The organism is Allobosea sp. 05T439 (genome assembly GCF_056396005.1).
This window is the reverse complement of record NZ_JBFTKP010000003.1, coordinates 263924-287941: the sequence shown is the minus strand read 5'-3', so window position 1 is coordinate 287941 and position 24018 is coordinate 263924. Positions and strand designations below refer to the sequence as shown.

General features: G+C 66.7%; 23 protein-coding genes and 1 pseudogene. 20 read left to right on the top strand and 4 right to left on the bottom strand.

Translation table 11 applies throughout. From position 1 onward, the window contains the following. Positions 1-43 precede the first annotated feature (43 nt). The 4 genes from AC1DIO_RS05360 to AC1DIO_RS05345 all read left to right on the top strand — a co-directional run bounded on the left by AC1DIO_RS05360 (position 44) and on the right by AC1DIO_RS05345 (position 3943). Entirely contained in the window at positions 44-1099 is a 1056-nt protein-coding gene (locus tag AC1DIO_RS05360) for an enoyl-CoA hydratase/isomerase family protein (protein ID WP_441504753.1), read from the top strand. A gap of 3 nt (positions 1100-1102) precedes the next feature. Beyond that, positions 1103-1561, top strand: a complete 459-nt coding sequence (locus AC1DIO_RS05355) for a DUF6163 family protein (protein ID WP_441488702.1) — start codon at positions 1103-1105, stop codon at positions 1559-1561. A 309-nt stretch (positions 1562-1870) separates the two neighbouring features. After that, on the top strand, positions 1871-2383 hold the full coding sequence (gene ldtR, locus AC1DIO_RS05350; protein ID WP_441488701.1) for a transcriptional regulator LdtR: 513 nt from the start codon (positions 1871-1873) through the stop codon (positions 2381-2383). A gap of 318 nt (positions 2384-2701) precedes the next feature. Beyond that, positions 2702-3943, top strand: coding sequence for a L,D-transpeptidase family protein (locus AC1DIO_RS05345; protein ID WP_441488700.1), 1242 nt, complete (start codon positions 2702-2704; stop codon positions 3941-3943). Positions 3944-4033: 90 nt separating this feature from the next. On the opposite strand, the gene AC1DIO_RS05340 is transcribed toward AC1DIO_RS05345, so the two are convergent. Together AC1DIO_RS05340 and AC1DIO_RS05335 are read right to left on the bottom strand one after the other, a co-directional pair. Further along, positions 4034-5143 carry an isocitrate/isopropylmalate dehydrogenase family protein gene (locus tag AC1DIO_RS05340; protein ID WP_441504752.1) on the bottom strand — a complete coding sequence of 370 codons (1110 nt, stop codon included), beginning with the start codon at positions 5141-5143 and terminating at the stop codon, positions 4034-4036. Positions 5144-5215: 72 nt separating this feature from the next. Then, on the bottom strand, positions 5216-6193 hold the full coding sequence (locus AC1DIO_RS05335) for a Bug family tripartite tricarboxylate transporter substrate binding protein (RefSeq protein WP_441504751.1): 978 nt from the start codon (positions 6191-6193) through the stop codon (positions 5216-5218). A gap of 175 nt (positions 6194-6368) precedes the next feature. Between AC1DIO_RS05335 and AC1DIO_RS05330 the strand changes: the two genes are divergently transcribed. After that, positions 6369-7028: a GntR family transcriptional regulator gene (locus AC1DIO_RS05330; protein ID WP_441488697.1), complete on the top strand. Its 660-nt coding sequence runs from the start codon at positions 6369-6371 to the stop codon at positions 7026-7028. A gap of 32 nt (positions 7029-7060) precedes the next feature. On the opposite strand, the gene nhaA is transcribed toward AC1DIO_RS05330, so the two are convergent. Beyond that, the gene (nhaA, locus tag AC1DIO_RS05325) at positions 7061-8269 is read right to left on the bottom strand and encodes a Na+/H+ antiporter NhaA (protein WP_476853201.1); all 1209 of its coding nucleotides are present in this window, start codon (positions 8267-8269) and stop codon (positions 7061-7063) included. A gap of 214 nt (positions 8270-8483) precedes the next feature. On the opposite strand from nhaA, the gene glyA reads away from it, so the two are divergent. The 11 genes and pseudogenes from glyA to AC1DIO_RS05270 form a co-directional block, all read left to right on the top strand. Continuing rightward, positions 8484-9785 carry a serine hydroxymethyltransferase gene (gene glyA / locus AC1DIO_RS05320; RefSeq protein WP_476853200.1) on the top strand — a complete coding sequence of 434 codons (1302 nt, stop codon included), beginning with the start codon at positions 8484-8486 and terminating at the stop codon, positions 9783-9785. Between the two features lie 39 nt (positions 9786-9824). Continuing rightward, positions 9825-10322, top strand: coding sequence for a transcriptional regulator NrdR (gene nrdR, locus AC1DIO_RS05315; RefSeq protein WP_441488694.1), 498 nt, complete (start codon positions 9825-9827; stop codon positions 10320-10322). Next, positions 10315-11445, top strand: a complete 1131-nt coding sequence (gene ribD / locus AC1DIO_RS05310) for a bifunctional diaminohydroxyphosphoribosylaminopyrimidine deaminase/5-amino-6-(5-phosphoribosylamino)uracil reductase RibD (protein WP_476768162.1) — start codon at positions 10315-10317, stop codon at positions 11443-11445. The genes nrdR and ribD overlap by 8 nt, the downstream gene beginning before the upstream one ends. Further along, positions 11445-12092 (top strand): riboflavin synthase, encoded by a 648-nt coding sequence (locus AC1DIO_RS05305; RefSeq protein ID WP_441504747.1) that lies wholly within the window; start codon positions 11445-11447, stop codon positions 12090-12092. Before ribD ends, AC1DIO_RS05305 begins: the two co-directional genes overlap by 1 nt. 34 nt (positions 12093-12126) lie before the next feature. After that, the gene (ribH, locus tag AC1DIO_RS05300) at positions 12127-12636 is read left to right on the top strand and encodes a 6,7-dimethyl-8-ribityllumazine synthase (protein ID WP_441504746.1); all 510 of its coding nucleotides are present in this window, start codon (positions 12127-12129) and stop codon (positions 12634-12636) included. Beyond that, the gene (gene nusB, locus AC1DIO_RS05295) at positions 12633-13100 is read left to right on the top strand and encodes a transcription antitermination factor NusB (protein ID WP_441478347.1); all 468 of its coding nucleotides are present in this window, start codon (positions 12633-12635) and stop codon (positions 13098-13100) included. Before ribH ends, nusB begins: the two co-directional genes overlap by 4 nt. A 7-nt stretch (positions 13101-13107) precedes the next feature. Next, on the top strand, positions 13108-14106 hold the full coding sequence (gene thiL, locus AC1DIO_RS05290) for a thiamine-phosphate kinase (protein WP_441504745.1): 999 nt from the start codon (positions 13108-13110) through the stop codon (positions 14104-14106). A gap of 46 nt (positions 14107-14152) precedes the next feature. Next, a complete protein-coding gene (locus tag AC1DIO_RS05285; RefSeq protein ID WP_441488689.1) occupies positions 14153-15358 on the top strand; it encodes an MFS transporter in 1206 nt (401 codons plus the stop codon). A 76-nt stretch (positions 15359-15434) separates the two neighbouring features. After that, positions 15435-16232, top strand: coding sequence for a (S)-ureidoglycine aminohydrolase (gene allE / locus AC1DIO_RS05280; RefSeq protein ID WP_441504744.1), 798 nt, complete (start codon positions 15435-15437; stop codon positions 16230-16232). A 251-nt stretch (positions 16233-16483) separates the two neighbouring features. After that, a complete protein-coding gene (locus AC1DIO_RS05275; protein WP_441504743.1) occupies positions 16484-18640 on the top strand; it encodes a sodium-translocating pyrophosphatase in 2157 nt (718 codons plus the stop codon). Between the two features lie 226 nt (positions 18641-18866). Continuing rightward, positions 18867-19802: pseudogene (locus AC1DIO_RS05270) on the top strand (DMT family transporter); the annotation flags it as partial. A 193-nt stretch (positions 19803-19995) separates the two neighbouring features. On the opposite strand, the gene AC1DIO_RS05265 reads toward AC1DIO_RS05270, so the two are convergent. After that, positions 19996-20508, bottom strand: a complete 513-nt coding sequence (locus AC1DIO_RS05265) for an outer membrane protein assembly factor BamE (RefSeq protein ID WP_441488685.1) — start codon at positions 20506-20508, stop codon at positions 19996-19998. Here AC1DIO_RS05265 and AC1DIO_RS05260 point away from each other — a divergent pair. The 4 genes from AC1DIO_RS05260 (at position 20498) to AC1DIO_RS05245 (ending at position 23888) form a co-directional block, all read left to right on the top strand. Beyond that, on the top strand, positions 20498-21178 hold the full coding sequence (locus AC1DIO_RS05260; RefSeq protein WP_476853199.1) for a ubiquinol-cytochrome C chaperone family protein: 681 nt from the start codon (positions 20498-20500) through the stop codon (positions 21176-21178). The genes AC1DIO_RS05265 and AC1DIO_RS05260 overlap by 11 nt on opposite strands. Further along, on the top strand, positions 21171-21731 hold the full coding sequence (locus tag AC1DIO_RS05255; RefSeq protein WP_441504741.1) for a YceD family protein: 561 nt from the start codon (positions 21171-21173) through the stop codon (positions 21729-21731). The genes AC1DIO_RS05260 and AC1DIO_RS05255 overlap by 8 nt, the downstream gene beginning before the upstream one ends. 112 nt (positions 21732-21843) lie before the next feature. Beyond that, positions 21844-22899, top strand: coding sequence for a phosphate acyltransferase PlsX (plsX, locus tag AC1DIO_RS05250; protein WP_476853198.1), 1056 nt, complete (start codon positions 21844-21846; stop codon positions 22897-22899). An 11-nt stretch (positions 22900-22910) separates the two neighbouring features. Next, entirely contained in the window at positions 22911-23888 is a 978-nt protein-coding gene (locus tag AC1DIO_RS05245; protein WP_441504740.1) for a beta-ketoacyl-ACP synthase III, read from the top strand. Positions 23889-24018 lie beyond the last annotated feature (130 nt).

Here is a 24018-nt window from a genome sequence, read left to right as displayed (position 1 = left end):
CCCCGGCCCAGAACCGGACCCTGTTATCAGGGATCAGCACGGCATGTCGCAGGAACCAGAGATCATTTGCGAAATCCGGGGCGCGGCGGGTGTCGTCATCCTCAACCGTCCCAAGGCGCTGAATGCGCTGAGCCTGGTCATGGTCCGCGAACTGGCACGCGCGCTCGATGCCTGGGAGCATGACCCGCAGGTGACGCGCATCGTGGTGATGGGCGCTGGCGAGAAGGCCTTTTGCGCGGGCGGCGACATCCGTTCGCTGCATGATCTCGGCCGAGCCGGCCGTCAGGGCGAGATGCTCGCCTTCTGGGGCGAGGAATACATCCTCAATCACCGTATCAAGCACTATCCCAAGCCCTATATCGCGCTGATCGACGGCATCGTCATGGGCGGCGGCGTCGGCATTTCGCTCCATGGCAGCCATCGCATCGCCGGCGACCGCTACCTCTTCGCCATGCCCGAGGTCGGCATCGGCTTCTTCCCGGATGTCGGCGCGACCTATGCACTGCCGCGCCTGGAAGGCGCAGCCGGCATCTATCTCGCCCTGACGGGCGACCGTGTCGGGGCCGCGGACGCCCTGGCGCTGGGTCTTGCGACCCATCCCGTACCGAGCAGCCGGATGGCGGAACTCGCCGATGCCCTGACCGGCCGCGGCGCCATCGACGAGATCCTGGCCGGATACACCCAGGATCCCGGCCCGCAAAAGCTCGCTGCCGAGCGCGCGACCATCACCGAATGCTTTGGCGCCTCCGAACTGGACGGCATCAGGGCGCGGTTGAAGCTGAAGGCCGAATCTGGCGATGCCTTCGCCGGCAAGACCCTGCAGACGCTTGCCGTCAAATCCCCGACCAGCATTGCCATCGCCTTCGAGCAGATGCGCCGCGGGGCGGGGCTCGATTTCGCCGAGGCGATGCGCACCGAGTACCGCATCGTCTCGCGCATTGCCGAGGGCCATGACTTCTATGAAGGCGTGCGGGCGGTTGTGATCGACAAGGATCATGCCCCGCGCTGGCAGCCGGCCACGCTCGATGAGGTCGATCCGCAGGCGATCGCGCACTACTTCGCTTCGCTTGGCGCGAACGAACTCGTCCTGGAGCATTGAGCGATGGGAATGGGGAGGGGAGATGCCGAGCCCCTGCGCGGGCAGCGCGTCATCGGCTCGGCCGGCCTCGAGGAGAAGAAGAGCAAGCTGACCCGCTGGCGGCGCGTGCTGGTCTGGCTGCTCCGCCTGCTGTCGCTCGCCTGGATGGCCAAGGGGCTGATGGCCTGGGCCGTGATCTTCGGCATCGGCATGGAGGGGCAGACGCCGTTCGAGTCGCAGCTGCTGAGCTATCAGGCGATCACGGTCTATTTCGCGGTGATCGATCTCGTCGCCGCGGTCGGGCTCTGGCTGACCAGCACCTGGGGCGGGGTGCTCTGGCTCCTGGCCGCGGTCAGCCAGTTGCTGCTCGGCTTCTTCTTCCCGCGGCTGCTGCCGGTGACGCCCTATCTGATCGCGACCTATGTCGGGTTGATGGCCGCCTATTTCCTGGCCACCTGGGCGGCGGAAAACGAGGAGACCTGAGACCGGCCGGTGCGGGCTTGCCGTGCGCGCGACACGCGGCCCGGGCCCCCGGCAATGGCGCTGTTCAGGCGGGCCCTCGGGCCCTGGCGCGGAGAGCCCCGTTTGGCCCGAAAGCGCGTCGATTGCGTCGAGTCATGGTAACAAACGCTTTAGCTTAAGCGTTTCTGGCTTCACTTACGATTCACCCAAAGGGGTAAATCTCCGATTCATCCTGATATTTAAACTCGTTTTCATCGGTCCGGCCTATGGTGTTTTCAGAAGCGGACCGGGAGATAAATCCTGGCCGGCATGCAACAGGCGGGATATACCATGACAACGAGCGTAAAGACTTTGGCTCCTGTGAAGTCGGAAGAAGTTCAACTCAAGGTGAAGCCCCTTTACCTTGAGTCCCTCACCCTGGTTGAGCGGCTGCATCGCCGCCTGCTCGATGTCATCAAGGATGAATTCGAGCGCCGCAACCGTGACGACGTCAACAGCGTCCAGGCGCTGTTGCTCTACAATATCGGCGATGCCGAGCTCAGCGCCAGCGAGCTCCGGACGCGCGGTTACTATCTCGGCTCGAACGTGTCCTACAACGTCAAGAAGCTGGTCGAGCTCGGCTACCTGCACCATGCCCGGTCGCGCATCGACCGCCGCTCGGTCCGCATCAGCCTGACCGAGAAGGGCCACGAGGTGCACAATCTCGTGAAGGGCGTCTACGACAAGCATGTCCAGACGGTCGAGCAGATCGGTGGCATCGCGGCCGATGACTTCGAGCGCATGAACAACGCGCTGCTGCGTCTCGAGCGCTTCTGGACCGACCAGATCCGCTACAAGCTCTGATTTCTGGCCTGAACCGCCAGACAATCGGCGCTGACCTGACCTGAACTTGCAAACTCCCGCCCTCGCTGCGGGAGTCTTTCGGGCCGCTATTGCTCGGGTCTGCTGCTGTTGCAGTTTCGCGACGCAGGGCGCCCATGCTGCATTCCCTGCTTCCCCTTCGTCGCCAATGCCCTAAAAACGCCGCGCTCATCACGAGACGTTAACTGTGGTATTGGATCGTCGCTCGCAACCGGGCCGCCGTCCATGGCGGAGCCGGTCTTGTTGTTTGCGGCGCTTAGGCGCGGTCTTGCTCCTTGAGGACGAGGGAAGAGGGATACGATGTCGAATTTCAGCCTGACCCGCCGCGAAACCGTGCTGGCACTGCTTTCGGGTGCAGCAACGGCCGCGACCGCGCCAGCCTGGGCTCAGCAGGCGGAGTGGCGCCAGAGCTATGATTCAGGCGCTCGCAATGCTGTTGCCCGGTCCTCGACCCCGACCTTGTCTTCCGAGACGCTGCAGGCGACGGAGCAAGCGATCGTCGCCTATCGCGACCTTGCCGCCCGCGGCGGCTGGACCCCGATCCAGCTGACTGACAAGCTTGGCGTCGGCTCGCGCGGCCCCGGCGTGGTCGCGCTGCGCCAGCGCCTGATCATCACCGGCGATCTCGATTCTGCTGCCGGCACCAGCAATATCTATGACTCCTATGTCGAAGCCGGAGTGCGCCGCTTCCAGTCGCGCGTCGGGCTCTCGACGACCGGCGCCATCAATCGCGCCACCCTGACCGCCCTGAACGTGCCGATCGAGCGGCGTATCCGCCAGCTCGAGACCAATGTGGTGCGCCTGCGCTCCTGGTCGGGCAATCTCGGCAACCGCTATGTCGTCGCCAATATCCCGGCGGCCTCGGTCGAGACGGTCGAGAATGGCCATGTCGCGACCCGCCATGCGGCCGGCGTCGGCAAGGCCGACCGGCAGTCGCCGCTGCTGCAGACCAAGATCCCCGAGGTCAATTTCAACCCGACCTGGACCGTGCCGGCTTCGATCATCCGCAAGGATCTGATCCCGAAGATGCGCAAGGAGCCGAACTACCTCACCGAGAACAAGATCCGCATCATCGGCCCTGCCGGCGAGATCGCGCCCGATCGCGTCAACTGGAATTCGGACGAGGCCACCCGCTACACCTTCCGCCAGGATCCCGGCGGCGAGTTCAATTCGCTTGGCTTCGTGCGCATCAATATCCCGAGCCCGCACGGCGTCTACATGCATGACACGCCGGCCAAGGGCATTTTCGGCGACGATTTCCGTTTCGTCTCCTCGGGCTGCATCCGCGTCCAGAACGTGCGCGACTATATCGCCTGGCTGCTCAAGGAGACGCCCGGCTGGGATCGCGCCAAGATCGACGAGGTGATCCAGTCCGGCGAGCGCATCAACGCCCGGATCAGCAATCCCGTGCCGTGCTACTGGGTCTATATCACCGCCTGGGCGACGCCCGATGGCGGCGTGCAGTTCCGCGACGACATCTACAACAAGGATGGCCTGGGCCCGGCGCCGGTTGCGGCGCTGCAGGAAGACCAGAACATCTGAGAGCAAGCGCTCTCTCATCCTGAAACGGCCCGCCGGTTCTGGCGGGCCGTTTTCATTTGGCGTCCAATGGGCTGTGGTCGGGCGCTGCTCTCAGGCCGCCGTCGCGACTTCCCGCAGCACGGCGACGACGCGCTCGGTGAAGGCCCTGGTCCCGAGCGTTCCGCCGAGGTCGCGCGTGCGCTGCTCCGGCAGGCGGATCGTGCGGTCGAGCGCAGCCTCGATCGCCTGGCCGGCACGCAGCAGCGCCGGGTCCTGCCTGCGCTCCCCCAGCCAGTTCAGCAGCATCGCGGCCGAGCCGATCAGCGAACAGGGATTGGCGAGGTCGCGGCCGGCGATGTCGGGAGCCGAGCCATGCTGCGCCTGGGCCACCGCATGGTCCTGCCCCGCATTGAGCGACGCGGCCAGCCCGAGGCTGCCMGAAATCTCCGAGGCCTGGTCGGAGAGGATGTCGCCGAACATGTTGGTCGTCACGATGACGTCGAACACCCCGGCATCGCGGACAAGCAGCGCCGCCATCGCGTCGATGATCTTCTCCTCATAGGCGACGTCGGGATAGCGTTCGGCKACCGAACGCACGCATTCCAGGAACAGCCCGTCGGAGATCCGCAGCACATTCGCCTTGTGCACGGCCGTGACCTTGCGCCGGCGCTGGCGGGCAAGGGCAAAGGCGCTCTCGGCGATGCGCAGCGAGGCCTGTCGCGTCACCTTTCGGAAGGAGAGAGCCAGGTCCGGCGTCGGCATCATCTCGCCGGGACCGAGATGCATCGAGCGGTCGGAATAGAAGCCCTCGGTGTTCTCGCGCACCACGACGAGGTCGAGCGGCTTGCCGCAGCGCGGCTCAAAACCCTCGCGCGAACGGGCAGGGCGGATATTGGCGTAGAGGTCGAGCCGCTTGCGCAACTGGCCGGAGGGGTTGAGCCCGCCCTTCTCGGCCGGCGGGTAGTCATTATGGGATACAGGCCCCAAAATGACGCCATCGGCCCGACGCGCGGCCTCGAACACGCTCTCCGGGAAGGTCGAACCGACCGTGCCGAGCGCGGCAAAGCCGATCTCGGCATGCTCATAGTTGAGCGCGAAGCCGAACAGCTGGCTCGCCTCGTCGAGCACGCGACGGGTGGCCGCGCTGATCTCGGGGCCGATGCCGTCTCCGTCCAGGACGAGAAGCTGCAAGGGGGCGTTTTTCGGTGATGTATCGGTCATTGCAGGGCTGCGTCCGGAACAGGGATGGAGCTGCCCGGCCGGCGCGCCGCCGCGCGGGCCGGGCAGCAGGGATCATTCGACCTTGATGTTCGCTTGCGCGACCACCTTCGCCCATTTCTCACGCTCCGCCTTGACGAAGGCCGTGAACTCCTGCGGCGTGTTGCCGATCGGCTGCGCGCCTTCCAGTTCGAGGTTCCGGCGCACTTCGGGCAGGTTGATGATGGTCGCGACCTCGCTGCGCAGCCGGTCGATGATCGGCTGCGGCGTGCCCTTGCGGACGAAGACGCCATACCAGCCGCTGGCCTCGTAGCCGGGCACCCCGGCCTCAGTGAGCGTCGGCACCGTGGGCAGGGCAGGGGCGCGCTCCGCGGTGGTGACGGCCAGCGCCCGCAAGGTGCCGCCATGCACATGGCCGATCGCCGAGGGCAGGGTCGCGAACATCATCGGGATATGGCCGCCGATCAGGTCGTTGAGGGCGGGGCCGGCGCCGCGATAGGCGGCATGTTTCAGGTTTGTCTGCGCCATCAGCTCGAACAGCGCGGTCGCGATATGGTTGGCCGAGCCGTGGCCGGCCGTGCCGTAGGTCAGGCCTTCCGGCTGCGCCTTCGAGAGCGCGATCAGCTCCGCGACCGAGTTGGCCTTGACCGACGGATGCACCAGCAGGAGCAGCGGCGCCTTGGCGATCAGGGTGACGGGCTCGAGCACCTCGGCCGGATCGTATTTGAGATTCTTGAACAGGCTCGGGTTCACGGCCATCGGGCCGATATTGCTGATCAGCACGGTATAACCATCGGCCGGCGCCTGCGCCGCGGCCGTCGTGCCGAGATTGCCGCCCGCGCCGGCGCGGTTCTCGACCACGACGCCGACGCCGAGGCGCGACTGCAGCTTCTCGGCCACGGCCCGTGCGATCACGTCCGTGCCGCCGCCCGCGGCATAGGGCACCACCATGGTGATCGGCCGGCTCGGCCAGTCCTGGGCCTGAGCGGCGCCGAACATACCCAGCATCGCTCCGAGCATCGCGCCCAGCCGCAGTCCCGCAACTCTCCGCATCGTCAATTCCTCCCGTCGATCGTTGCCCGTCGGTCTCTCGCCGACGGTTTCTCAATTTCGGTATACCGAATTATACTGAGACGAATTGATACGAGGCAAGCGTTGATTTCGGCGCTGGCTCACGCGATCACGCGTGACCGGCGGAGCGCGCGCCGGACGAAGCGAGGAGATGGTCTTGGGTGATTTTGCCGACATGCAGCCCGCGCCCTCGCTGGCAGGCCAGGCCTATGCGCGCTTGCGCGACGCGATCGCCAGTGGGGAGCTTCGTCCCGGAGCCAGGCTGCGCGAGGAGGATCTGGCGAAGCATATGCAGATGAGCCGCACGCCGCTGCGCGAGGCGGTGCGCCGGCTCGAGGCGGAGGGCTTCTTCACGCGCGAATCGCGCAGTCTCGTCGTCGCCTCGCTCGATCATCAGGCGGTGTCGGAACTCTATGCGATGCGCGAGGTGCTCGAGGGCACGGCGGCTGCCTTCGCCGCGCGCCATGCCGCAGAGGTCGAAATCGAGGCGCTGCGCGATCTCCATACGCTGGAGGCCGGGTTGCTCGCGCAGCCGCAGGATCTGGCGCGCCACAACGAGCGCTTCCATTCCGCGCTCTACGGCGCAGCGCATAATCGCTATCTGCTCAAGACCCTGAACGCTTTGCGTGACGCCCGCGCGCTGCTCGGCCCTTCGACCCTGCTTGACCCCGTCCGCGCCGCGCAGGCCCATGCCGAACACGAGGCCCTGGTCGTGGCTGTCGAGCGCCGTGACCCGGTTGCAGCTGATGCAGCCGCGCGCAGCCATATCCGCTCGGCCCAGCGCGAACGGCTGAGGCGGCTGGTGACCGGCGATTAGGGCCGCTCCCCCCGGAGTTGGGGGAGCGCTGTTCAGGCTCCGCGCTTGCCGCCGGTCGGGCCTGCCGAAGCCAGCTTCAGCACGAGCGCTCCAGCCAGCGCCGAGAGCAGCGAGCCCATCAGCACGCCGATCTTGGTGGCGTCGCCGAGTTCGGGATTTTCCGRGAAGGCCAGCGCTCCGATGAACAGGCTCATCGTGAAGCCGATGCCGCAAAGCAGTGCGACGCCGTAGAGCTGCAGGTAATTCGCCTTGGCCGGCATGGTGCCGAGTCCGCTCTTCACCGCCACCCAGGCGAAGCCGAAGACGCCGATCTGCTTGCCGATGAACAGGCCAAGCGCGATGCCGAGCGGAATCGGCGCGAGCAGGCTCGACGGCGACATGCCTGCAAAGGACACGCCTGCATTGGCGAAGCCGAAGATCGGCACGATCACGAAGGACACCCAGGGATGCAGCTTGTGCTCGAGCATGTGCAGTGGGGAATGCTCGGGCTCGTCGCTGCCGCTGCCGTCGCCGATCGGGATCGTCAGCGCCAGGATGACGCCCGCCAGCGTCGCGTGCACGCCCGATTTCAGCTGGAAGAACCAGAGCAACGCGCCGATGGCGAGATAGAGCCAGATTCGCGTCACGTTCGTCCGGTTGAGAACGATCAGGACGGCAAGGCACAAGCCCGCCATGCCGAGCATCGGCAGCGAGATCTCGCTGGTATAGAACAAGGCGATGATCAGGACGGCGCCGAGATCGTCGAGAATCGCGAGCGCGGTCAGGAAGACCTTGAGCGAGACCGGCACGCGGGGCCCGAGCAGGGCGAGCACGCCGAGCGCGAAGGCGATATCGGTTGCCGCCGGGATCGCCCAGCCGCGCATCGCGACCGGGTCTCCGCGCGTCAGCGCAAGATAGATCAGGGCGGGCGCGATCATGCCGCCGAGCGCCGCAATGCCGGGCAGGGCGCGTCGCGACCAGGTCGAGAGCTGCCCCTCGATGAATTCGCGTTTGATCTCCAGCCCGACGAGCAGGAAGAAGATCGCCATCAGCCCGTCATTGACCCAGTGCAGCACGCTGAGGCCGCCGACATAGCTGCCGAGCAGCTTGAAATAGGCGGGCGCGGCCGGCGAATTGGCGATCAGCAGGGCTATCGCAGCCACGCCCATGAGCAGGAGACCGCCGGCCGCTTCGCTCGCCAGCAGGGCCTTCAATGGCGAGCGCCTGGCAGGTGGAGCATTCCCGGCGATGTCTTGCGTCACGTTCAATTCCTTGCTGGCTGCTGTCGCCGCCCTTTGTGCAGGCGGCGCGCGCTCATGTCACCCCGCATCGGCCCTTGGAATGGCGGCCCCCACCGTGCTACGGAGCGCGCGATAGCGGGCTCGGCCGCGAGATTCCGCAACAGCCAGAACTGCGTGGCTGCCGCATGGCCCTTGCCGGCCCCTGCGGCAATCCGAAGCGCCGATGGAGCATCCCATGAGTCGTGACGCCGCTGCCGAGAAGCATCTCTCGAACTCATTCTTCGGCGCTTCGCTCGCCGATTCCGATCCGGAGATCTCGCGTGCCATCGGTCTCGAGCTCGGTCGCCAGCGCGACGAGATCGAGCTGATCGCCTCGGAGAACATCGTGTCGCGCGCCGTGCTCGAGGCGCAGGGCTCGGTGATGACCAACAAATACGCGGAAGGCTATCCGGGCCGCCGCTATTACGGCGGCTGCCAGTTCGTCGATATCGCCGAGAAGCTGGCGATCGAGCGCGCCTGCCGCCTGTTCGACTGCCAGTTCGCCAATGTCCAGCCGAATTCCGGCAGCCAGGCCAATCAGGCCGTGTTCATGGCGCTGATGCAGCCCGGCGACACCTTCATGGGCCTCGATCTCGCTGCCGGCGGCCATCTCACCCATGGCGCCCCGGTCAACCAGTCCGGCAAGTGGTTCAAGGTCGTGCCCTACGGCGTCTGCGTCGTCGACCAGACCATCGATTATGATGCGATGGAGCGCCTCGCCGTCGAGCACAAGCCCAAGGTCATCGTCGCCGGTGGCTCGGCCTATGCCCGTCATTGGGATTTCGCCCGCTTCCGCGAGATCGCCGACAAGGTCGGCGCCTATTTCATGGTCGACATCGCGCATTTCGCCGGCCTGGTGGCGGGCGGCGCGCATCTCTCGCCGTTCCCGCACGCCCATGTCGTCACCACCACCACGCACAAGACCCTGCGCGGTCCGCGCGGCGGCATGATCCTGACCAATGACGAGGCGCTGGCGAAGAAGATCAACTCGGCGATCTTCCCCGGCATCCAGGGCGGCCCCCTGATGCATGTCATCGCCGCCAAGGCGGTCTCGTTCCACGAGGCGCTGCAGCCGGAGTTCAAGATCTACGCCCGCGCCGTCGTCGAGAACGCCAAGGCGCTGGCCGAGACGCTGAAGACCAAGGGCTTCGACCTCGTCACCGGCGGTACCGACAACCACCTCATGCTGGTCGACCTGCGCTCCAAGAAGATTACCGGAAAGGCTGCGGAAGCAGCGCTTGGTCGCGCCCATATCACCTGCAACAAGAACGGCATTCCCTTCGATCCGGAGAAGCCGATGGTCACCTCCGGCATCCGCCTGGGCACGCCGGCTGCGACCTCGCGCGGCTTCGGCGTCGCCGAGTTCCAGCGTGTCGGCGAGCTGATCGCCGAGGTGCTGGACGGGCTCGCCGCGCATGGCGAGGAAGGCAATGACGCCGTCGAGCAGGCGGTGAAGGCCAAGGCCCACGAGCTGACGGCACGTTTCCCGATCTATTGAAGACAAGGCGACCCCGTCGCCTGAAGGAGAAGAGCCGCGATGCGCTGTCCCTATTGCGGCTCCCTCGAGACCCAGGTGAAGGACTCGCGTCCCACCGACGATCACGCCTCGATCCGCCGCCGCCGCGTCTGCCCTGACTGCGGCGGCCGCTTCACCACCTTCGAGCGCGTGCAGCTGCGCGAGCTCACCGTGGTGAAGCGCTCCGGCCGGCGCACACTCTTCGACCGCGACAAGCTGCAGACCTCGATCGAGGTCGCCTTGCGCAAGCGCCCGGTCGCGCCGGAGCGCGTCGAGCGCATGGTCAACGGCATCGTCCGCCAGCTCGAGAGTTCGGGCGAGGGCGAGGTTTCGAGCTCCACCATCGGCGAACTGGTGATGGAGGGGCTGAAATCCCTCGACGATGTCGCCTATGTCCGCTTCGCATCGGTCTACAAGAATTTCCGCGAGGCCCGCGATTTCGAGGAGCTGCTCGGCCAGCTCAGCGGCGACGAGATCGAGGCTGCCGGCGTGGTTCCGCCCATTCGTGGCGATGACTGAGCAGAGCGCGCTCGACCGCGCCTTCATGCAGCAGACCCTCGCCTATGGCGCGCGCGGGCTGGGCACCACCGGCACGAACCCTAGCGTCGGCGCGCTGATCACGCAGGACATGCCGGACGGCCCCGTCGTGATCGCACGCGGCCACACCCAGATCGGTGGCCGGCCCCATGGCGAGGCCCATGCCTTCGACCGGGCAGGCGCTGCCGCGACGGGCGGCACGCTCTATGTCACGCTCGAACCCTGCTCCCACCGCACCATCCGCGCCGCGACGCCTTGCGTCGAGCGCACCATTCGGGCCGGCGTGAAGCGGGTCGTGGTGGCGATGGCCGATCCGAATCCGCGCTTTCGCGGGCTCGGCTTCGCGCTGTTGCGCAGCGCTGGCATCAGCGTCACCACCGGCGTTCTCGAAGACGAGGCCAGGCACACCCATCGCGGCTATGTCCTGCGCATCACCGAGGGGCGGCCGATGGTGACCTTCAAGGTGGCGCGCACGGCCGACGGCTATGCGGGCAGCGCGGCAGGCGGCCCCATCGCGGTGTCCTGCCAGGCTGCGAATGGCTGGGTCCATCTCCAGCGGGCGCATCACGACGCGATCATGCTCGGCGTCGGTTCGGTGCTCGCCGATAATCCGATGCTGACGGTCCGCCTGCCGGGAATGGCGCATCGCTCGCCGATCAGGGTCATCCTCGATTCGCATCTGCGCCTGCCGCCGGGCTCCCGGCTCGTGCAGTCGGCAGGCGAGGTTCCGGTCTGGGTGATCGCGGCGGAAACGGCCCCTGTTGCGAACGAGGCCGAGCTGGTCGCGGCAGGTGTCGAGGTCATGCGCGTCTCAGCCGGACCGGACGGTCATCTCGATCTCCGCGAGGCCCTGCATTTGCTCGGCGCGCGCGGCATCAACCGGGTCTTTTCCGAAGGCGGCCCGACGATCGGCGAGAAACTGGCTTTGGCGGGCCTGACTGATGAGGTCATCGTTTCGACCTCGCCGCGTATGCTGGGTTCGCCCGGAATCGTCGCCGTCCGTCCGGCCCTTGCCGGATTGCTGGCCGACCCCGATCTGTACCGGCTTGCGGAGAGTGGCCTGATCGGCCACGACCGTTTCGAGCGTTATGAGAGGATTGCCTGATGTTCACCGGCATCGTCACCGCCATTGGCACGATCGTGGAGGCCCAGAACAAGGGGCCGAGCCTGAAGCGGCTTGCGATTGCGAGCCCGTACGAGGCCGCGGGAATCGAGATCGGCGCATCGATCTGCTGCGCCGGCATCTGCCTGACGGTGACGGCTCTGAAGCCCCGCGAAGATGGCGAGGGGGGCTGCATCTTCCAGGTCGAGGCCGCTGCCGAGACCTTGTCCAAGACCCTCGCCGGGGAGTGGGAGGCGGGCACGAAGGTCAATCTCGAACGCTCGCTGAAAATGGGCGACGAGCTGGGCGGCCATCTGGTGACCGGTCATGTCGACGGCGTCGGCACGATCCTGAAGATCGAGCCGATCGCGGCCGATCCCGACGAGCCCTGGGGCGCAACCGCGCGCTTCCATATCCGCGCGCCGCAGGGTTTGCCGCGTTTCATCGCGACCAAGGGCTCGATTTGCCTCGATGGCACCTCGCTCACGGTCAACAGCGTCGAGGACGATGTCTTCACCGTCCTGCTGATTCCGCACTCCTTCAGCGTCACCACCTGGGGCGAGCGCAAGCAGGGGGACCGCATTCATGTCGAGGTCGATCTGATGGCGCGGTATGCCGCGCGGCTTGCGGAGGCGAGCCCGGGGGGGTAACCAGCCGACTTGAAATCCAACAAGGATAAGAACGATGGCCGGACCCCGGCAGATCTCGGCCGATAAGGCCGCAACTCCCGCCGCTCCCCTGGACGGCGCACGCGTGCTCGTCGTCGAGGCGCGCTTCTATGACAAGCTGGCTGACGAGCTGCTCGAAGGCGCGCTCGCGGTGCTCGACAAGGCCGAGTGCCGCGTCGACGTCGTGACCGTGCCCGGCGCGCTCGAAATCCCGACCGCGATCGTCATCGGCCTGCGGGCCGCCGACGAGGCAATCGACCCCTATGAGGCGGTTGTCGCGCTCGGCACCGTCATCCGTGGCGAGACCGGCCATTACGACATCGTCGCCGGCGAAAGCTCGCGCGCGCTGATGGATGTCTCGGTGGCCTATGCCATGCCGCTCGGCAACGGCATCCTGACCGTCGAGAACGATGCCCAGGCCTGGGCCCGCGCCAATCGTGCCGACATGGACAAGGGCGGCGGCGCGGCGGAAGCGGCGCTCGCCGTCCTGCGTTACAAGCGCTCGCTCGCGGACAAATCCTCATGAGCCGCGCGGAACTGCGTCGCGGTGCACGGCTCTCCGTCGTGCAGGCGCTCTATGAGATGGAGATCGGCGGACGCGGCGTCATCGAGGCGATGGCCGAGTTCGAGGCGTTCTGGATCGGCAAGGAGGTCGAGGATATCGAGCTTCCCAAGGCTGAGATCGCCTTCTTCCGGGACCTGCTCGGCGGCGTCGTCCGCGAACAGCGCCTGATCGACCGCTCGGTCGATGACGTTCTCGCCGCGGGCTGGCCGCTCAAGCGCGTCGAAGCCGTGGTGCGCGCCATCCTGCGCGGCGGCGCCTATGAACTCGCCTTCCGCAAGGATGTGCCGGCGCGCGCCGTGATCTCCGAATATGTCGCGGTCGCCCGTGCCTTCTACGAAGGCGAGGAGATCGGCATGATCAACGCCGTGCTCGACAAGATGGCCCGCGACTTCCGCGCCGACGAATTCGACACGCCGGCCGCCTGACGCGCTGATGGCCGGCGCTCCCCAACGACCCGGCGAGTTCGAACTGATTGCGCGCTATTTCGCGCCGATCGCCGGTGCGGGCGGCCTTGGCCTGCGCGACGATGCCGGGTTGCTGCGCCCGGCGCGCGGCTTCGAGCTTGTGGTCACGACGGATGCGCTGGTCGCAGGCGTGCATTTCCTGCCCGACGATCCGCCAGCCTCGATCGCCCGCAAGGCGCTCGCGGTCAACCTGTCGGACCTGGCGGCCAAGGGGGCATCTCCCTTGGGCTTCGTGCTCTCGCTGGTCCTGCCCAAGGGCTGGACCGAGCCCTGGCTCGCGGGCTTCGCCCAGGGGCTGGGGGAGATCGCGGCCGAGAGCGCCTGTCCGCTCGTCGGCGGCGATACCGTTTCGACGCCGGGGCCGCTGACGCTCTCGATCACTGCCTTCGGCAGCGTTCCGGCCGGGCGCATGGTGCTGCGCTCGGGCGCCAAGCCAGGCGATCTTGTCCTCGTCTCCGGCACGATCGGCGACGGCGCGCTCGGCCTCAAGGTCCATGCGCCGGCCAAGCCGGACTGGGTCGCCGGACTTAGCGAGCCCGATCGCGCCTATCTCGCCGACCGCTACCTGCATCCGCGCCCGCGCCTGGCGCTGGCGGCTGCCCTGCAGGATCATGCCTCGTCCGCCATGGATGTCTCGGACGGGCTCGTCGGCGACCTCGCCAAGCTGGTTGCGGCGTCCGGTATCGGGGCCGAGATCGATCTCGATACCGTTCCGCTCTCGGCCCCGGCCCGCGCCGCGATCATGGCTGACCCCGCTCTGGCGGAACTGGCCTGGACCGGCGGAGACGACTACGAAATTCTCTGCACGGCCTCAGAAAGGGAATTTCCTGCTATGGCTGCTGCGGCCGAGGCGACGGGTCTTGGACTCGCCTGCATCGGCCGGGTCACGTCCGAGCTGGGCGTGGTGCGTTATCTCGAACGGGGCAGGGCGCGCAGCTTCGCGCAAGGCTCCTTCGCCCATTTCTGAGGGCCGCTCGCTCAGGCCGCCCGGTATGTGAACGACGGCCCCAGCGATGAACCAGCATGTTTCCGTGGCCGAGGGCGATGCCCTGGCGAAGCGCAATGCCCTCGTCCTCGCCTGCGCCCAGGCGTTCGGCGGCGCGAACCCGGCGATCGTGGTCTCGCTCGGCGGCATCGTCGGCTCGCAGCTCGTCACCGACAAGACCTTCGCGACCGTACCGGTCAGCCTGATGCAGCTCGGCATCGCTTGCGGCGTCATCCCCGCCGCGATGCTGATGCGCCGGCTCGGCCGCCGCAACGGCTATCTCATCGGGGCGCTGACCGGCGTCATCGCCTCCAGCATCGCCGCCGCCGGCACGGGGAGCCGGATCTTCTGGCTGTTCTGCCTCGGCACCTTCATGTGCGGCCTCTATGGCGCCTTCGTGCAGAGCTACCGCTTCGCGGCGGCTGACACTGCGAGCGAGAGCTTCAAGCCGCGCGCCATCTCCTGGGTCATGATCGGCGGGCTTGCCGCGGGCGTCATCGGCCCGCAATCGGTCTACTGGACCCGCGACCTGACGCCGGACGCGCCCTTCGCCGCCAGCTTCATGGCGCAGGGGCTGCTCGCGCTGCTGGCGATCGGCGTCGTCATGATGCTGCGCGCCCCGCCGGTTGCGGCCGTGCGTTCGAGCGGCGGCCGGCCGCTTTCCGAGATCATGCGCCAGCCCAAATTCATCGCCTCGGTCACGGCTGCACTGGTCTCCTATGGCCTGATGAGCTTCGTGATGACGGCTGCGCCGCTGGCCATGGTCGGCTGCGGCCACAGCATCGGCGATGCTGCGCTCGGCATTCAGTGGCACGTGCTCTCGATGTTCGGGCCGAGCTTCTTCACCGGCCGGCTGATCGCCCGCTTCGGCAAGGAGAAGGTCACGGCGGCCGGCCTGTTGCTGCTGGCCTGCGCCGCCGTCGTCGGCCTGAACGGGCTCAGCGTCGCGCATTTCTGGATCGCGCTGGTCCTGCTCGGCATCGGCTGGAATTTCGGCTTCATCGGTGCGACGGCGCTGGTCACCGACTGCTATCGCCCGGAGGAGCGCGTCAAGGTCCAGGCCGCCAACGACTTCCTCGTCTTCGGCTCGGTCGCGATCGCCTCCTTCTCGGCTGGCGGGCTGCTGAACACCGGCGGCTGGCAGAGCGTCAACTGGCTGGTCTTCCCGCCGGTGGCCGTCGCGCTGGCGCTGGTCGCCTGGCAGGCCACGCAGAAGCGCGTCCAGCTGGCCTGAGGGCCGGCCCGGCGCGTGGCCGGTCGCAAGGCTCCGCAGAACAAGCTTCATCCCCCAGGACCCGGCAGGAGATACGATGCGCCCGCACCAGTTGCCCGTCACGACAGGCCGGTTTCCGCCCGGCGCCATTGGCCATAATCGCGGTGTGGTGCGGCCGAACTATGCGTTCATGCCGCCCGAAGGCGTGCTGATCAGCCGGCTGCCGCATTTCAGCGGGACGATCGTGCGGATCCTGGCTGCGCCGGTGCTGGGCGCCCAGTTCGCGCAGTACCTGCTCGAGATCGCACCCGGCGGCGGCACGCCCGAGGCCTTTCGCGAGGAGGGCATCCAGCATTTCTATTATGTGCTCTCCGGCCAGGGCCGGTTCGTCATGGCGGATGCTCCGGCGCTTGACCTGCGGCCGGGCCACTTCGCCTATGTCCCGCCTGGCACCGCCTTCACGCTGAGCAATACCGGTTTCGAGCCCTTGCGCGTGCTCGGGCTGCGCAAGCGCTTCGAGGCGATCGGCCTGCCAGCGCCCGAGCCGATCCTGTCGCATCGCGACGAGATCCCGGTCACCAACCATACCGGGGCGGAAGGGCGCGGCTTCCAGTTCCTGCTGCCCTGGGGCGACATGCGCTTCGATTTCGAGATGAACCTGATGTGGTTCAAGCCCGGCGCGCATTTCCCCGATGTCGAGACCCATGTCATGGAGCACGGGCTCTATATGCTGGAAGGGCAGGGGCTCTATTTCCTCGGCACCGAATGGCACGAGATCTGGGCCGGCGATTTCATCTGGATGGGCGGCTACTGCCCGCAGCAATTCTACCCGACCGGCTTTGCCGATGCGGCCTATCTGCTTTACAAGAACGTCAACCGGGATGTGGCGCTCTGACGCCCGCATAGACCTCCCGAACGGCCGGCCGCGCCTCGAAGCGGGCCGGCTCGCCCTGACATCTGCGTAAAATTGTCAGCCTCCGCGTTTGCGATTCTGTCGAAAGCTTGGCAGAAAGTTGGCCGGTACTGGCGATGCGCGACGCGGGCGCGATTCCCTCGACCCGTATTCTTCGTCTCCGGACCCAAGAAACCGAATGAATTCGGGGTCTGAAGCCCCGTTGGACGGAAGCTCGAGGTCAGGAATCCCGAATGTCAGCCTTGCTCATCATCATAGTTTTGAGTGCGCTATCGATAGCCTACGGCATCTGGGCCTATGGCGATGTCATGAAGCGCGACGCCGGCAACCAGCGCATGCAGGAAATCTCCGGCGCGGTTGCCGAGGGCGCGCAGGCCTATCTGAAGCGTCAATACGTTACGATTGCCATGGTCGGCGCGGTGCTTTTCGTGGTCCTGACCTATCTGCTCGGCCAATGGGTCGGCATCGGCTTCCTGATCGGCGCCGTCCTCTCCGGCGCGGCCGGCTTCATCGGCATGAACGTCTCGGTCCGTGCCAATGTCCGCACCGCGCAGGCGGCGATGAAGTCGCTCGGTGACGGGCTCGATGTCGCCTTCAAGGCGGGCGCGGTCACCGGCATGCTGGTCGCCGGCCTCGCCCTGCTCGGCGTCGCCGTCTATTACGGCGTCCTGACCTCGTTCCTCGGCTTCTCCCCATCGAGCCGCACCGTCATCGACTCGCTCGTGGCGCTGGGCTTCGGTGCCTCGCTGATCTCGATTTTCGCCCGCCTCGGCGGCGGTATCTTCACCAAGGGCGCGGATGTTGGCGCCGATCTCGTCGGCAAGGTCGAAGCCGGCATTCCCGAGGATGATCCGCGCAACCCCGCGACCATCGCCGACAATGTCGGTGACAATGTCGGCGACTGCGCCGGCATGGCCGCCGACCTGTTCGAGACCTATGCCGTGACGCTGGTTGCCACCATGGTGCTCTCGGCGATCTTCTTCGCCGGCCAGCCGGTGCTCGGCACGATGATGCTCTATCCGATGGCGATCGGGGCGGCCTGCATCGTAACCTCGATCATCGGCACCTTCTTCGTCAAGCTCGGCGCCAACCAGTCGATCATGGGCGCGCTCTACAAGGGCTTCATCGCCGCCGGCGTGTTGTCGGTCGGCGCGATCGCCATCGTCAACTGGCTGATGTTCGGCAGCTTCTCCACCGCGTTCACGACGGGGCAGGGCGTCAGCTTCACCTCCGCCAACCTGTTCGGCTGCGCGCTGGTCGGCCTCGCGGTGACGCTCTTCATCGTCGTCATCACCGAATACTACACCGGCACCGGCAAGCGCCCGGTGGTCTCGATCGCCCAGGCGTCGGTCACCGGCCATGGCACCAACGTCATCCAGGGCCTCGCGGTCTCGCTGGAATCGACCGCGGCGCCGACCATCGTGATCATCGCCGGCATCATCGTCTCCTACACGCTGGCCGGCCTGTTCGGCATCGCAATCGCCACCACGGCCATGCTGGCGCTGGCCGGCGTCGTCGTCGCGCTCGATGCCTTCGGCCCGGTCACCGACAATGCCGGCGGCATCGCCGAGATGGCGGGCCTGCCCAAGGAGGTGCGCCACTCCACCGATGCGCTCGATGCGGTCGGCAACACCACCAAGGCCGTCACCAAGGGCTATGCGATCGGCTCCGCCGGTCTCGGCGCCCTGGTGCTGTTTGCAGCCTACACCTCGGACCTGAACTTCTTCATCGCCGAGGCCAACAAGGCGGGCTCGACCAGCTTCCAGTACTTCAAGGGCGTCACGGTCGATTTCAGCCTGTCCAACCCCTTCGTCGTCGTCGGCCTGCTGCTCGGCGGCCTSATCCCCTTCCTCTTCGGCGGCATGGGCATGACCGCGGTCGGCCGCGCCGCCGGCTCCGTCGTCGAGGAGGTGCGTCGCCAGTTCAAGGAGAAGCCCGGCATCATGCTGGGTACGGACAGGCCGGATTACGGCCGCGCCGTCGACATGCTGACCAAGGCCGCGATCAAGGAGATGATCGTGCCCTCGCTGCTGCCGGTCCTTGCGCCGATCGTCACCTTCTTCGCCATCAACGCCATTGCCGGCCGCAACCAGGCCTTCGCCTCGGTCGGTGCCATGCTGATGGGCGTCATCGTCACCGGCATCTTCGTCGCCATCTCGATGACCTCGGGCGGCGGCGCCTGGGACAACGCCAAGAAGAGCTTCGAGGACGGCTTCGTCGACAAGGACGGCGTGCGCCACATGAAGGGCTCCGAGGCGCACAAGGCCTCGGTGACCGGCGACACCGTCGGCGACCCCTACAAGGATACCGCCGGCCCGGCGGTGAACCCCGCGATCAAGATCACCAACATCATCGCGCTGCTGCTGCTGGCGATCCTGGCGCATTCCTGAGCCGGTCGGCACGGCACGGAGACACTGCCCCGCGGAGCAATCCGCGGGGTTCTTCTTTGATCGCTCAAGGGCTTTCCCTTGATGTTGCAACGGCTTGGCGGCCCGTCTTGAATCAGGATGGCGACCACTTGAATCAGGATCTGAAGCTACGGCCGGGACCGTAGCGTTCCTGCAAGCTCCGGGCGGCCCGCGATGGCATGGTCTCTCCAACAGAAGGAGAGCCATCATGACGATCCAGGCCGCTGCTGCACCCGCCGAGGTCAAGTCCGGGGAGGTCGAGTCCGGGCACGCCGTCGAGCTTGCCCTGCTGGTCCTGCTCGCCACCCTCTGGGGCGGCTCCTACACCTTCATCAAGATCGGCGTGGAGACGATTCCGCCGCTGACCCTGATTGCCGGGCGTACCCTGATCGCAGGCGTGATCCTGTTGGCGGTCATCCGCTGCTGCGGCCTGAGGCTGCCGCGCGACCTCGACAGCTGGCGCAAGTTCCTGTTCCAGGCCTGCCTGAACAGCGCCGTTCCCTTCACCCTGATCGCCTGGGCCGAGCGCAGCGTCGATGCCGGCCTTGCCGCGATCCTGAATGCGACGACCCCGGTCTTCGTCTTCCTGATCACGCTGGCGCTGACGCGGAGCCGGGAGGTCGACCTGCGCAAGGCCTTCGGCGTCGCAGCCGGGCTTGCTGGCATCACCCTGGTGGTCGGCATGCAGACGCTGGGCGGGTTCGGCAGCGAACTGGCCGCGCAGATCGCCATCGTACTTGCCACGGTCTGCTATGCCTGCGCTGCCCTGTTCGGCCGCAACTTCACCGGCTTCGATCCGCTCATCCCCGCCGCCGGTTCGCTGATCTGCGGGGCAGCCCTGCTCACGCCGGTCGCGCTGGTCGTCGACCGGCCCTGGACGCTGAGCCCTTCGCAGGATTCGCTGATCGCGCTCCTGGCGCTGGCGGCGGTCTCGACCGCGCTCGCCTTCGCCATCTATTTCCGGCTGATCCGGACGCTTGGTCCCGTCGGCACCACGGCGGTGTCCTATCTGCGCGTGCCGGTCGGCGTCGCGATCGGCATCGTCTTCCTCGGCGAGCGCCTGAGCCCGACGGCCTGGGTGGGGCTCACCCTGGTCATCCTGGGCGTGATCGCGATGACGCTGCCCGAGCGCAAGCTGGCGCAGCCGGCCCAGATCGCCGTGCGTCCATTCGGACGCAGGAGCGGCGATCGAGCTCTTTGGTCAAGCATCGGATTTTTCCGAAAACCGGATTCCACCTTTCGGTCCGATGCTCTGGCGAATGCCGCAACCCAAAGAAAAACCCCTGCGGCGTGGGCCGCAGGGGTTTCTCGTGTTCGGTCATTCCGGTCGGGTCGGCTCAGTTGCTGGCCCCGCCCAGGCCGCCGAGCGGCGAGAACTTGGTGACGCCGCGGAAGAGGTTGCGCAGGAAGCTCTGCTCCTCGCCGCCGGTGACGGTGGTGCGGCTGATGAAGTCGAAGATCACGCCGTCCTGGAGGCCGTACTGGGCGATGCGCTCGACCTTGAAGGACTTGTTGAAATAGATCACCAGCACCTTCTGGTCGATGACGCTGGGTTCCTGGAACTGGAAGCGCCGGCGCACCGTCTGGCTGATATAGTAGAAGGTCCGGTTCCCGACGGTCGAGGTCGTCGAGGGCGTGCCCAGTATGGTCAGCACCTGCTGCACGTCCATGCCGGTCTTGATCTGCGCGACCAGGCGCTCGTCCATGACGAAGCCGCGGGTGTATTGTTCGTTCAGCCCCGCCGATGTCGGCAGGACGAATCCGCCCCGATCTGCTCCGCATCCGGCTAGAGCGAGTGACGAGGTCGCGAGAAGGCCGAAGAGGGCCGCGCGGCGGGTCATGTCGATCATGCGGGAGAATCCAGGAGCAGAGTGGGCAAGGAGGTATCCGAAGCCGCTTGTCAAACGGGTAGAGGTTGGCGTAACGCCCGAGAATGGCTTTGGCAAGGCAGTGGCGGCGAGCGGAGATGCGCTGGTGATCTTCGGCTTGTTCGGAAAACGCGCAAAAAGGCTCGCGCCGGTCGAGGCGCTGCTGGCCCGCGTGGCTGACGCGTCGCGCCAGCCCGGTCTTTATATCGGCGGCGGCATCCCCGACACGTTCGAAGGGCGCTTCGAATCGCTGACGCTGCATGCCTTCCTGATTCTGCGGCGCCTGCGCGAACTTCCGGCGCCGGCCAGCGATCTGGCGCAGGATTTCGTCGATGCCTGCTTCGCCTATCTTGAGCTCGGCTTCCGCCAGGGCGGGATCAGCGACATCGCCGTGCCCAAGCGCATGAAGAAGATCGGGCAGAGCTTCTACGGCCGCATCAAGGCCTATGAGAGTGCGCTCGCTGCGCCTGAGCCGGGCGCGCTGGCCGAGGCCTTGCGCCGCAATGTCAGCCCGGGCGAGGGGGCGACAGCCCTGGCCGATTATGTCGGCCAGGCGCTGGAACGTCTGTCGCAGCTCGATCTTGACGCAATTTTGGGGCAGGAGACTCTCTTTCCTGCATTCCCGGTTCACGAAAGTACCCCCAGTGTCTGATTCCGCTCGTGCCTTGCCGCTGAGCCAGCCCGTCCGCGTCGAGACGATCAAGCCGCGTGGCACCCATATCGTGGTCAGGCCCGAGGGCTCTGCGCTCGTCGGGCTCGCCCGTGCGCTCGACCTGCCTTCGATCGAAGCGCTCGAGGCGCGCTATGAACTCGCCCGCAATGGCGAGCGCGTGAAGCTGGAGGGCGAGATCGCGGCGCAGCTGCATCAGACCTGCATCATCACGCTCGAGGCCTTCCCGGTCAGCATCAAGCTGCCCGTGAAACTCGATTTCGCGCCGGAGGCCGAGGTTCTCGCCGCCGCCCGCCGCGAGGAGGAGGACGAGAAGAAGGGCGAGATCGACATCGAGGTCATGCTCAACGAGGAGGACCCGCCGGAGCCGATCATCGACGGCATGATCGACCTTGGCGCGATCACCCTCGAGTTCCTGGCGCTCGGGCTCGATCCCTATCCGCGCAAGCCCGGAGTGAATTTCGAAGCGCAGGTCGACGACCCGGCGCTTGCATCGCCCTTTGCGGCCCTGGCCAAACTGAAACGCGGCGAATGACGGCTTTACCGGCACGCGCAGTGGCTTGCGGCGGCTCGCCAAGTCGCTATTGTCCGCCGCCGCCCTATTTTGCGCCACAGCGGCCGAGCCCCTCGGGAACAATCAGCACCCAATGAAACGACCAGTTACAATCGCGCTCGATGCGATGGGCGGGGACCATGGCCCTGCCGTCGTCGTGCCAGGCGCGGCGCTGACCCTCGAGCGGCGGCCCGACGCGCGCTTCGTCATCTTCKGCGATCAGGCCCAGGTCCTGCCGCTTCTGGAGGCCCACCCGAAGCTCAAGGCGGTGACGACCTTCCACCACACCGAAGTGTCGGTGAAGATGGACGACAAGCCGAGCCAGGCCCTGCGCTATGGCCGTTACAAGTCCTCGATGTGGCGTGCCATCGACGCGACCAAGACCGGAGAGGCCGATGTCACGGTCTCGGCCGGCAATACCGGCGCGCTGATGGCGATGTCGAAATTCTGCCTGAAGTCGATGCCGCAGGTCGACCGCCCGGCGATCGCGGCGCTCTGGCCGACGGTGCGCGGCGAGAGCGTGGTGCTCGATGTCGGCGCGACGATCGGCGCCGATGCGCGCCATCTCGTCGATCTCGCGGTGATGGGCGCGGCCATGGCCCGCGTCGTCTTCGATCTCGACCGGCCGACCGTCGGCCTGCTCAATGTCGGAGTCGAGGAGATCAAGGGCGTCGAGGCCGTCAAGGAGGCCGGTCGCATCCTGCGCGAGGGCAACCTGCCGCATCTCGACTATCGCGGCTTCGTCGAGGGCGACGACCTCGGCAAGGGCACGGTCGACGTCGTGGTGACCGAGGGCTTCACCGGCAACATCGCCCTGAAGACGGCCGAGGGCACCGCCCGGCAGATCGGCGAGTATCTGCGCGCCGCGATGAGCCGGTCGCTGATGGCCAAGATCGGCTATCTCTTCGCACGTGGCGCATTTGCCGCGTTGAAGGACAAGATGGATCCGCGCAAGGTCAATGGCGGCGTCTTCCTCGGGCTCGAAGGCATCGTCATCAAGAGCCATGGCGGGACGGACGCGATCGGTTTCGCCAGCGCGACCGAACTGGCTTATGAGATGGCGCGCGATGACCTGATGGCCAAGCTGCGCGAGATGGTGGCTGCCTCGGTGCAGCCGGAGACGGCGCCTCAGGCCGCTGCCGTCGAATAGGGATCTCTGACTTGTCCATTCTGCGATCTGTGGTTTGCGGATGCGGCTCCTATCTGCCGGAGCGCATCGTCACCAATGCCGAGCTTGCCGAGCGCGTCGACACGACCGACGAGTGGATCGTCCAGCGCACCGGTATCCGCCAGCGCCATATTGCGGCCGATGACGAGCCGACCTCGGTCGTCGGCCTCAGGGCGGCGCAGGCGGCCCTGGCCGATGCCGGCATGGATGCCTCCGAGATCGACCTGATCATCGTCGCGACCGCGACGCCGGACCATACCTTTCCGGCAACCGCGACCCAGATCCAGGCGGCGCTGGGCATCACCGAAGGCGCGGCCTTCGACCTGCAGGCGGTCTGCTCCGGCTTCGTCTTCGGCCTCGCGACCGCGGATAATTTCATCAAGACGGGCAGTGCCCGCGCCGCGCTCGTGATCGGCGCCGAGACCTTCTCCCGGATTCTCGACTGGGAAGACCGCACCACCTGCGTCCTGTTCGGCGATGGCGCCGGTGCCGTCGTGCTCAAGGCGGAGCAGGGGGAGGGCACGCTGGCCGACCGCGGTGTCCTGACAACGCATATCCGCTCCGACGGGCGCTACAAGAACAAGCTCTATGTCGATGGCGGCGCAGGCTCGACCAAGACGGTCGGTTTCCTGCGCATGGAGGGCAAGGAGGTCTTCCGCCATGCGGTGCAGAACCTCGCCGATACCGTCCGCCACACCTTCGCCGCGACCGGGCTCAGCGGCAACGACATCGACTGGTTCGTGCCGCACCAGGCCAACCGGCGCATCATCGATGCCACCGCCGACAAGCTCGGCATCGCGCATGACCGCGTCGTGGTGACCGTCGACAGGCACGGCAACACCTCGGCCGCCTCGATTCCGCTGGCTCTGGCGGAGGCCCATCACGACGGGCGAATCCAGCCCGGCCAGCTCGTCCTGATCGAGGCGATGGGCGGCGGCTTCACCTGGGGGTCGGCCTTGATCCGCTGGTGAGCATTTCAGCTGAGAACGCTGGCACTTAGGACAGTTTCTCTTCCCTTTTTTTGCCATTTCGACCGAGGGCGCTACTAAACGGCGCTCGAGGATTGACCGGACCGTCCGGGACGCATAGCGTCCGGCGTCC

Coding starts and splice junctions, on each gene's coding strand:
- AC1DIO_RS05360 (WP_441504753.1), top strand. CDS start 44: ATGTCGCAGGAACCAGAGATCATTTGCGAAATCCGGGGCGCGGCGGGT.
- AC1DIO_RS05355 (WP_441488702.1), top strand. CDS start 1,103: ATGGGAATGGGGAGGGGAGATGCCGAGCCCCTGCGCGGGCAGCGCGTC.
- ldtR (WP_441488701.1), top strand. CDS start 1,871: ATGACAACGAGCGTAAAGACTTTGGCTCCTGTGAAGTCGGAAGAAGTT.
- AC1DIO_RS05345 (WP_441488700.1), top strand. CDS start 2,702: ATGTCGAATTTCAGCCTGACCCGCCGCGAAACCGTGCTGGCACTGCTT.
- AC1DIO_RS05335 (WP_441504751.1), bottom strand. CDS start 6,193: ATGCGGAGAGTTGCGGGACTGCGGCTGGGCGCGATGCTCGGAGCGATG.
- glyA (WP_476853200.1), top strand. CDS start 8,484: ATGAGTCGTGACGCCGCTGCCGAGAAGCATCTCTCGAACTCATTCTTC.
- nrdR (WP_441488694.1), top strand. CDS start 9,825: ATGCGCTGTCCCTATTGCGGCTCCCTCGAGACCCAGGTGAAGGACTCG.
- ribD (WP_476768162.1), top strand. CDS start 10,315: ATGACTGAGCAGAGCGCGCTCGACCGCGCCTTCATGCAGCAGACCCTC.
- AC1DIO_RS05305 (WP_441504747.1), top strand. CDS start 11,445: ATGTTCACCGGCATCGTCACCGCCATTGGCACGATCGTGGAGGCCCAG.
- ribH (WP_441504746.1), top strand. CDS start 12,127: ATGGCCGGACCCCGGCAGATCTCGGCCGATAAGGCCGCAACTCCCGCC.
- nusB (WP_441478347.1), top strand. CDS start 12,633: ATGAGCCGCGCGGAACTGCGTCGCGGTGCACGGCTCTCCGTCGTGCAG.
- thiL (WP_441504745.1), top strand. CDS start 13,108: ATGGCCGGCGCTCCCCAACGACCCGGCGAGTTCGAACTGATTGCGCGC.
- AC1DIO_RS05285 (WP_441488689.1), top strand. CDS start 14,153: ATGAACCAGCATGTTTCCGTGGCCGAGGGCGATGCCCTGGCGAAGCGC.
- allE (WP_441504744.1), top strand. CDS start 15,435: ATGCGCCCGCACCAGTTGCCCGTCACGACAGGCCGGTTTCCGCCCGGC.
- AC1DIO_RS05260 (WP_476853199.1), top strand. CDS start 20,498: ATGTCGATCATGCGGGAGAATCCAGGAGCAGAGTGGGCAAGGAGGTAT.
- AC1DIO_RS05265 (WP_441488685.1), bottom strand. CDS start 20,508: ATGATCGACATGACCCGCCGCGCGGCCCTCTTCGGCCTTCTCGCGACC.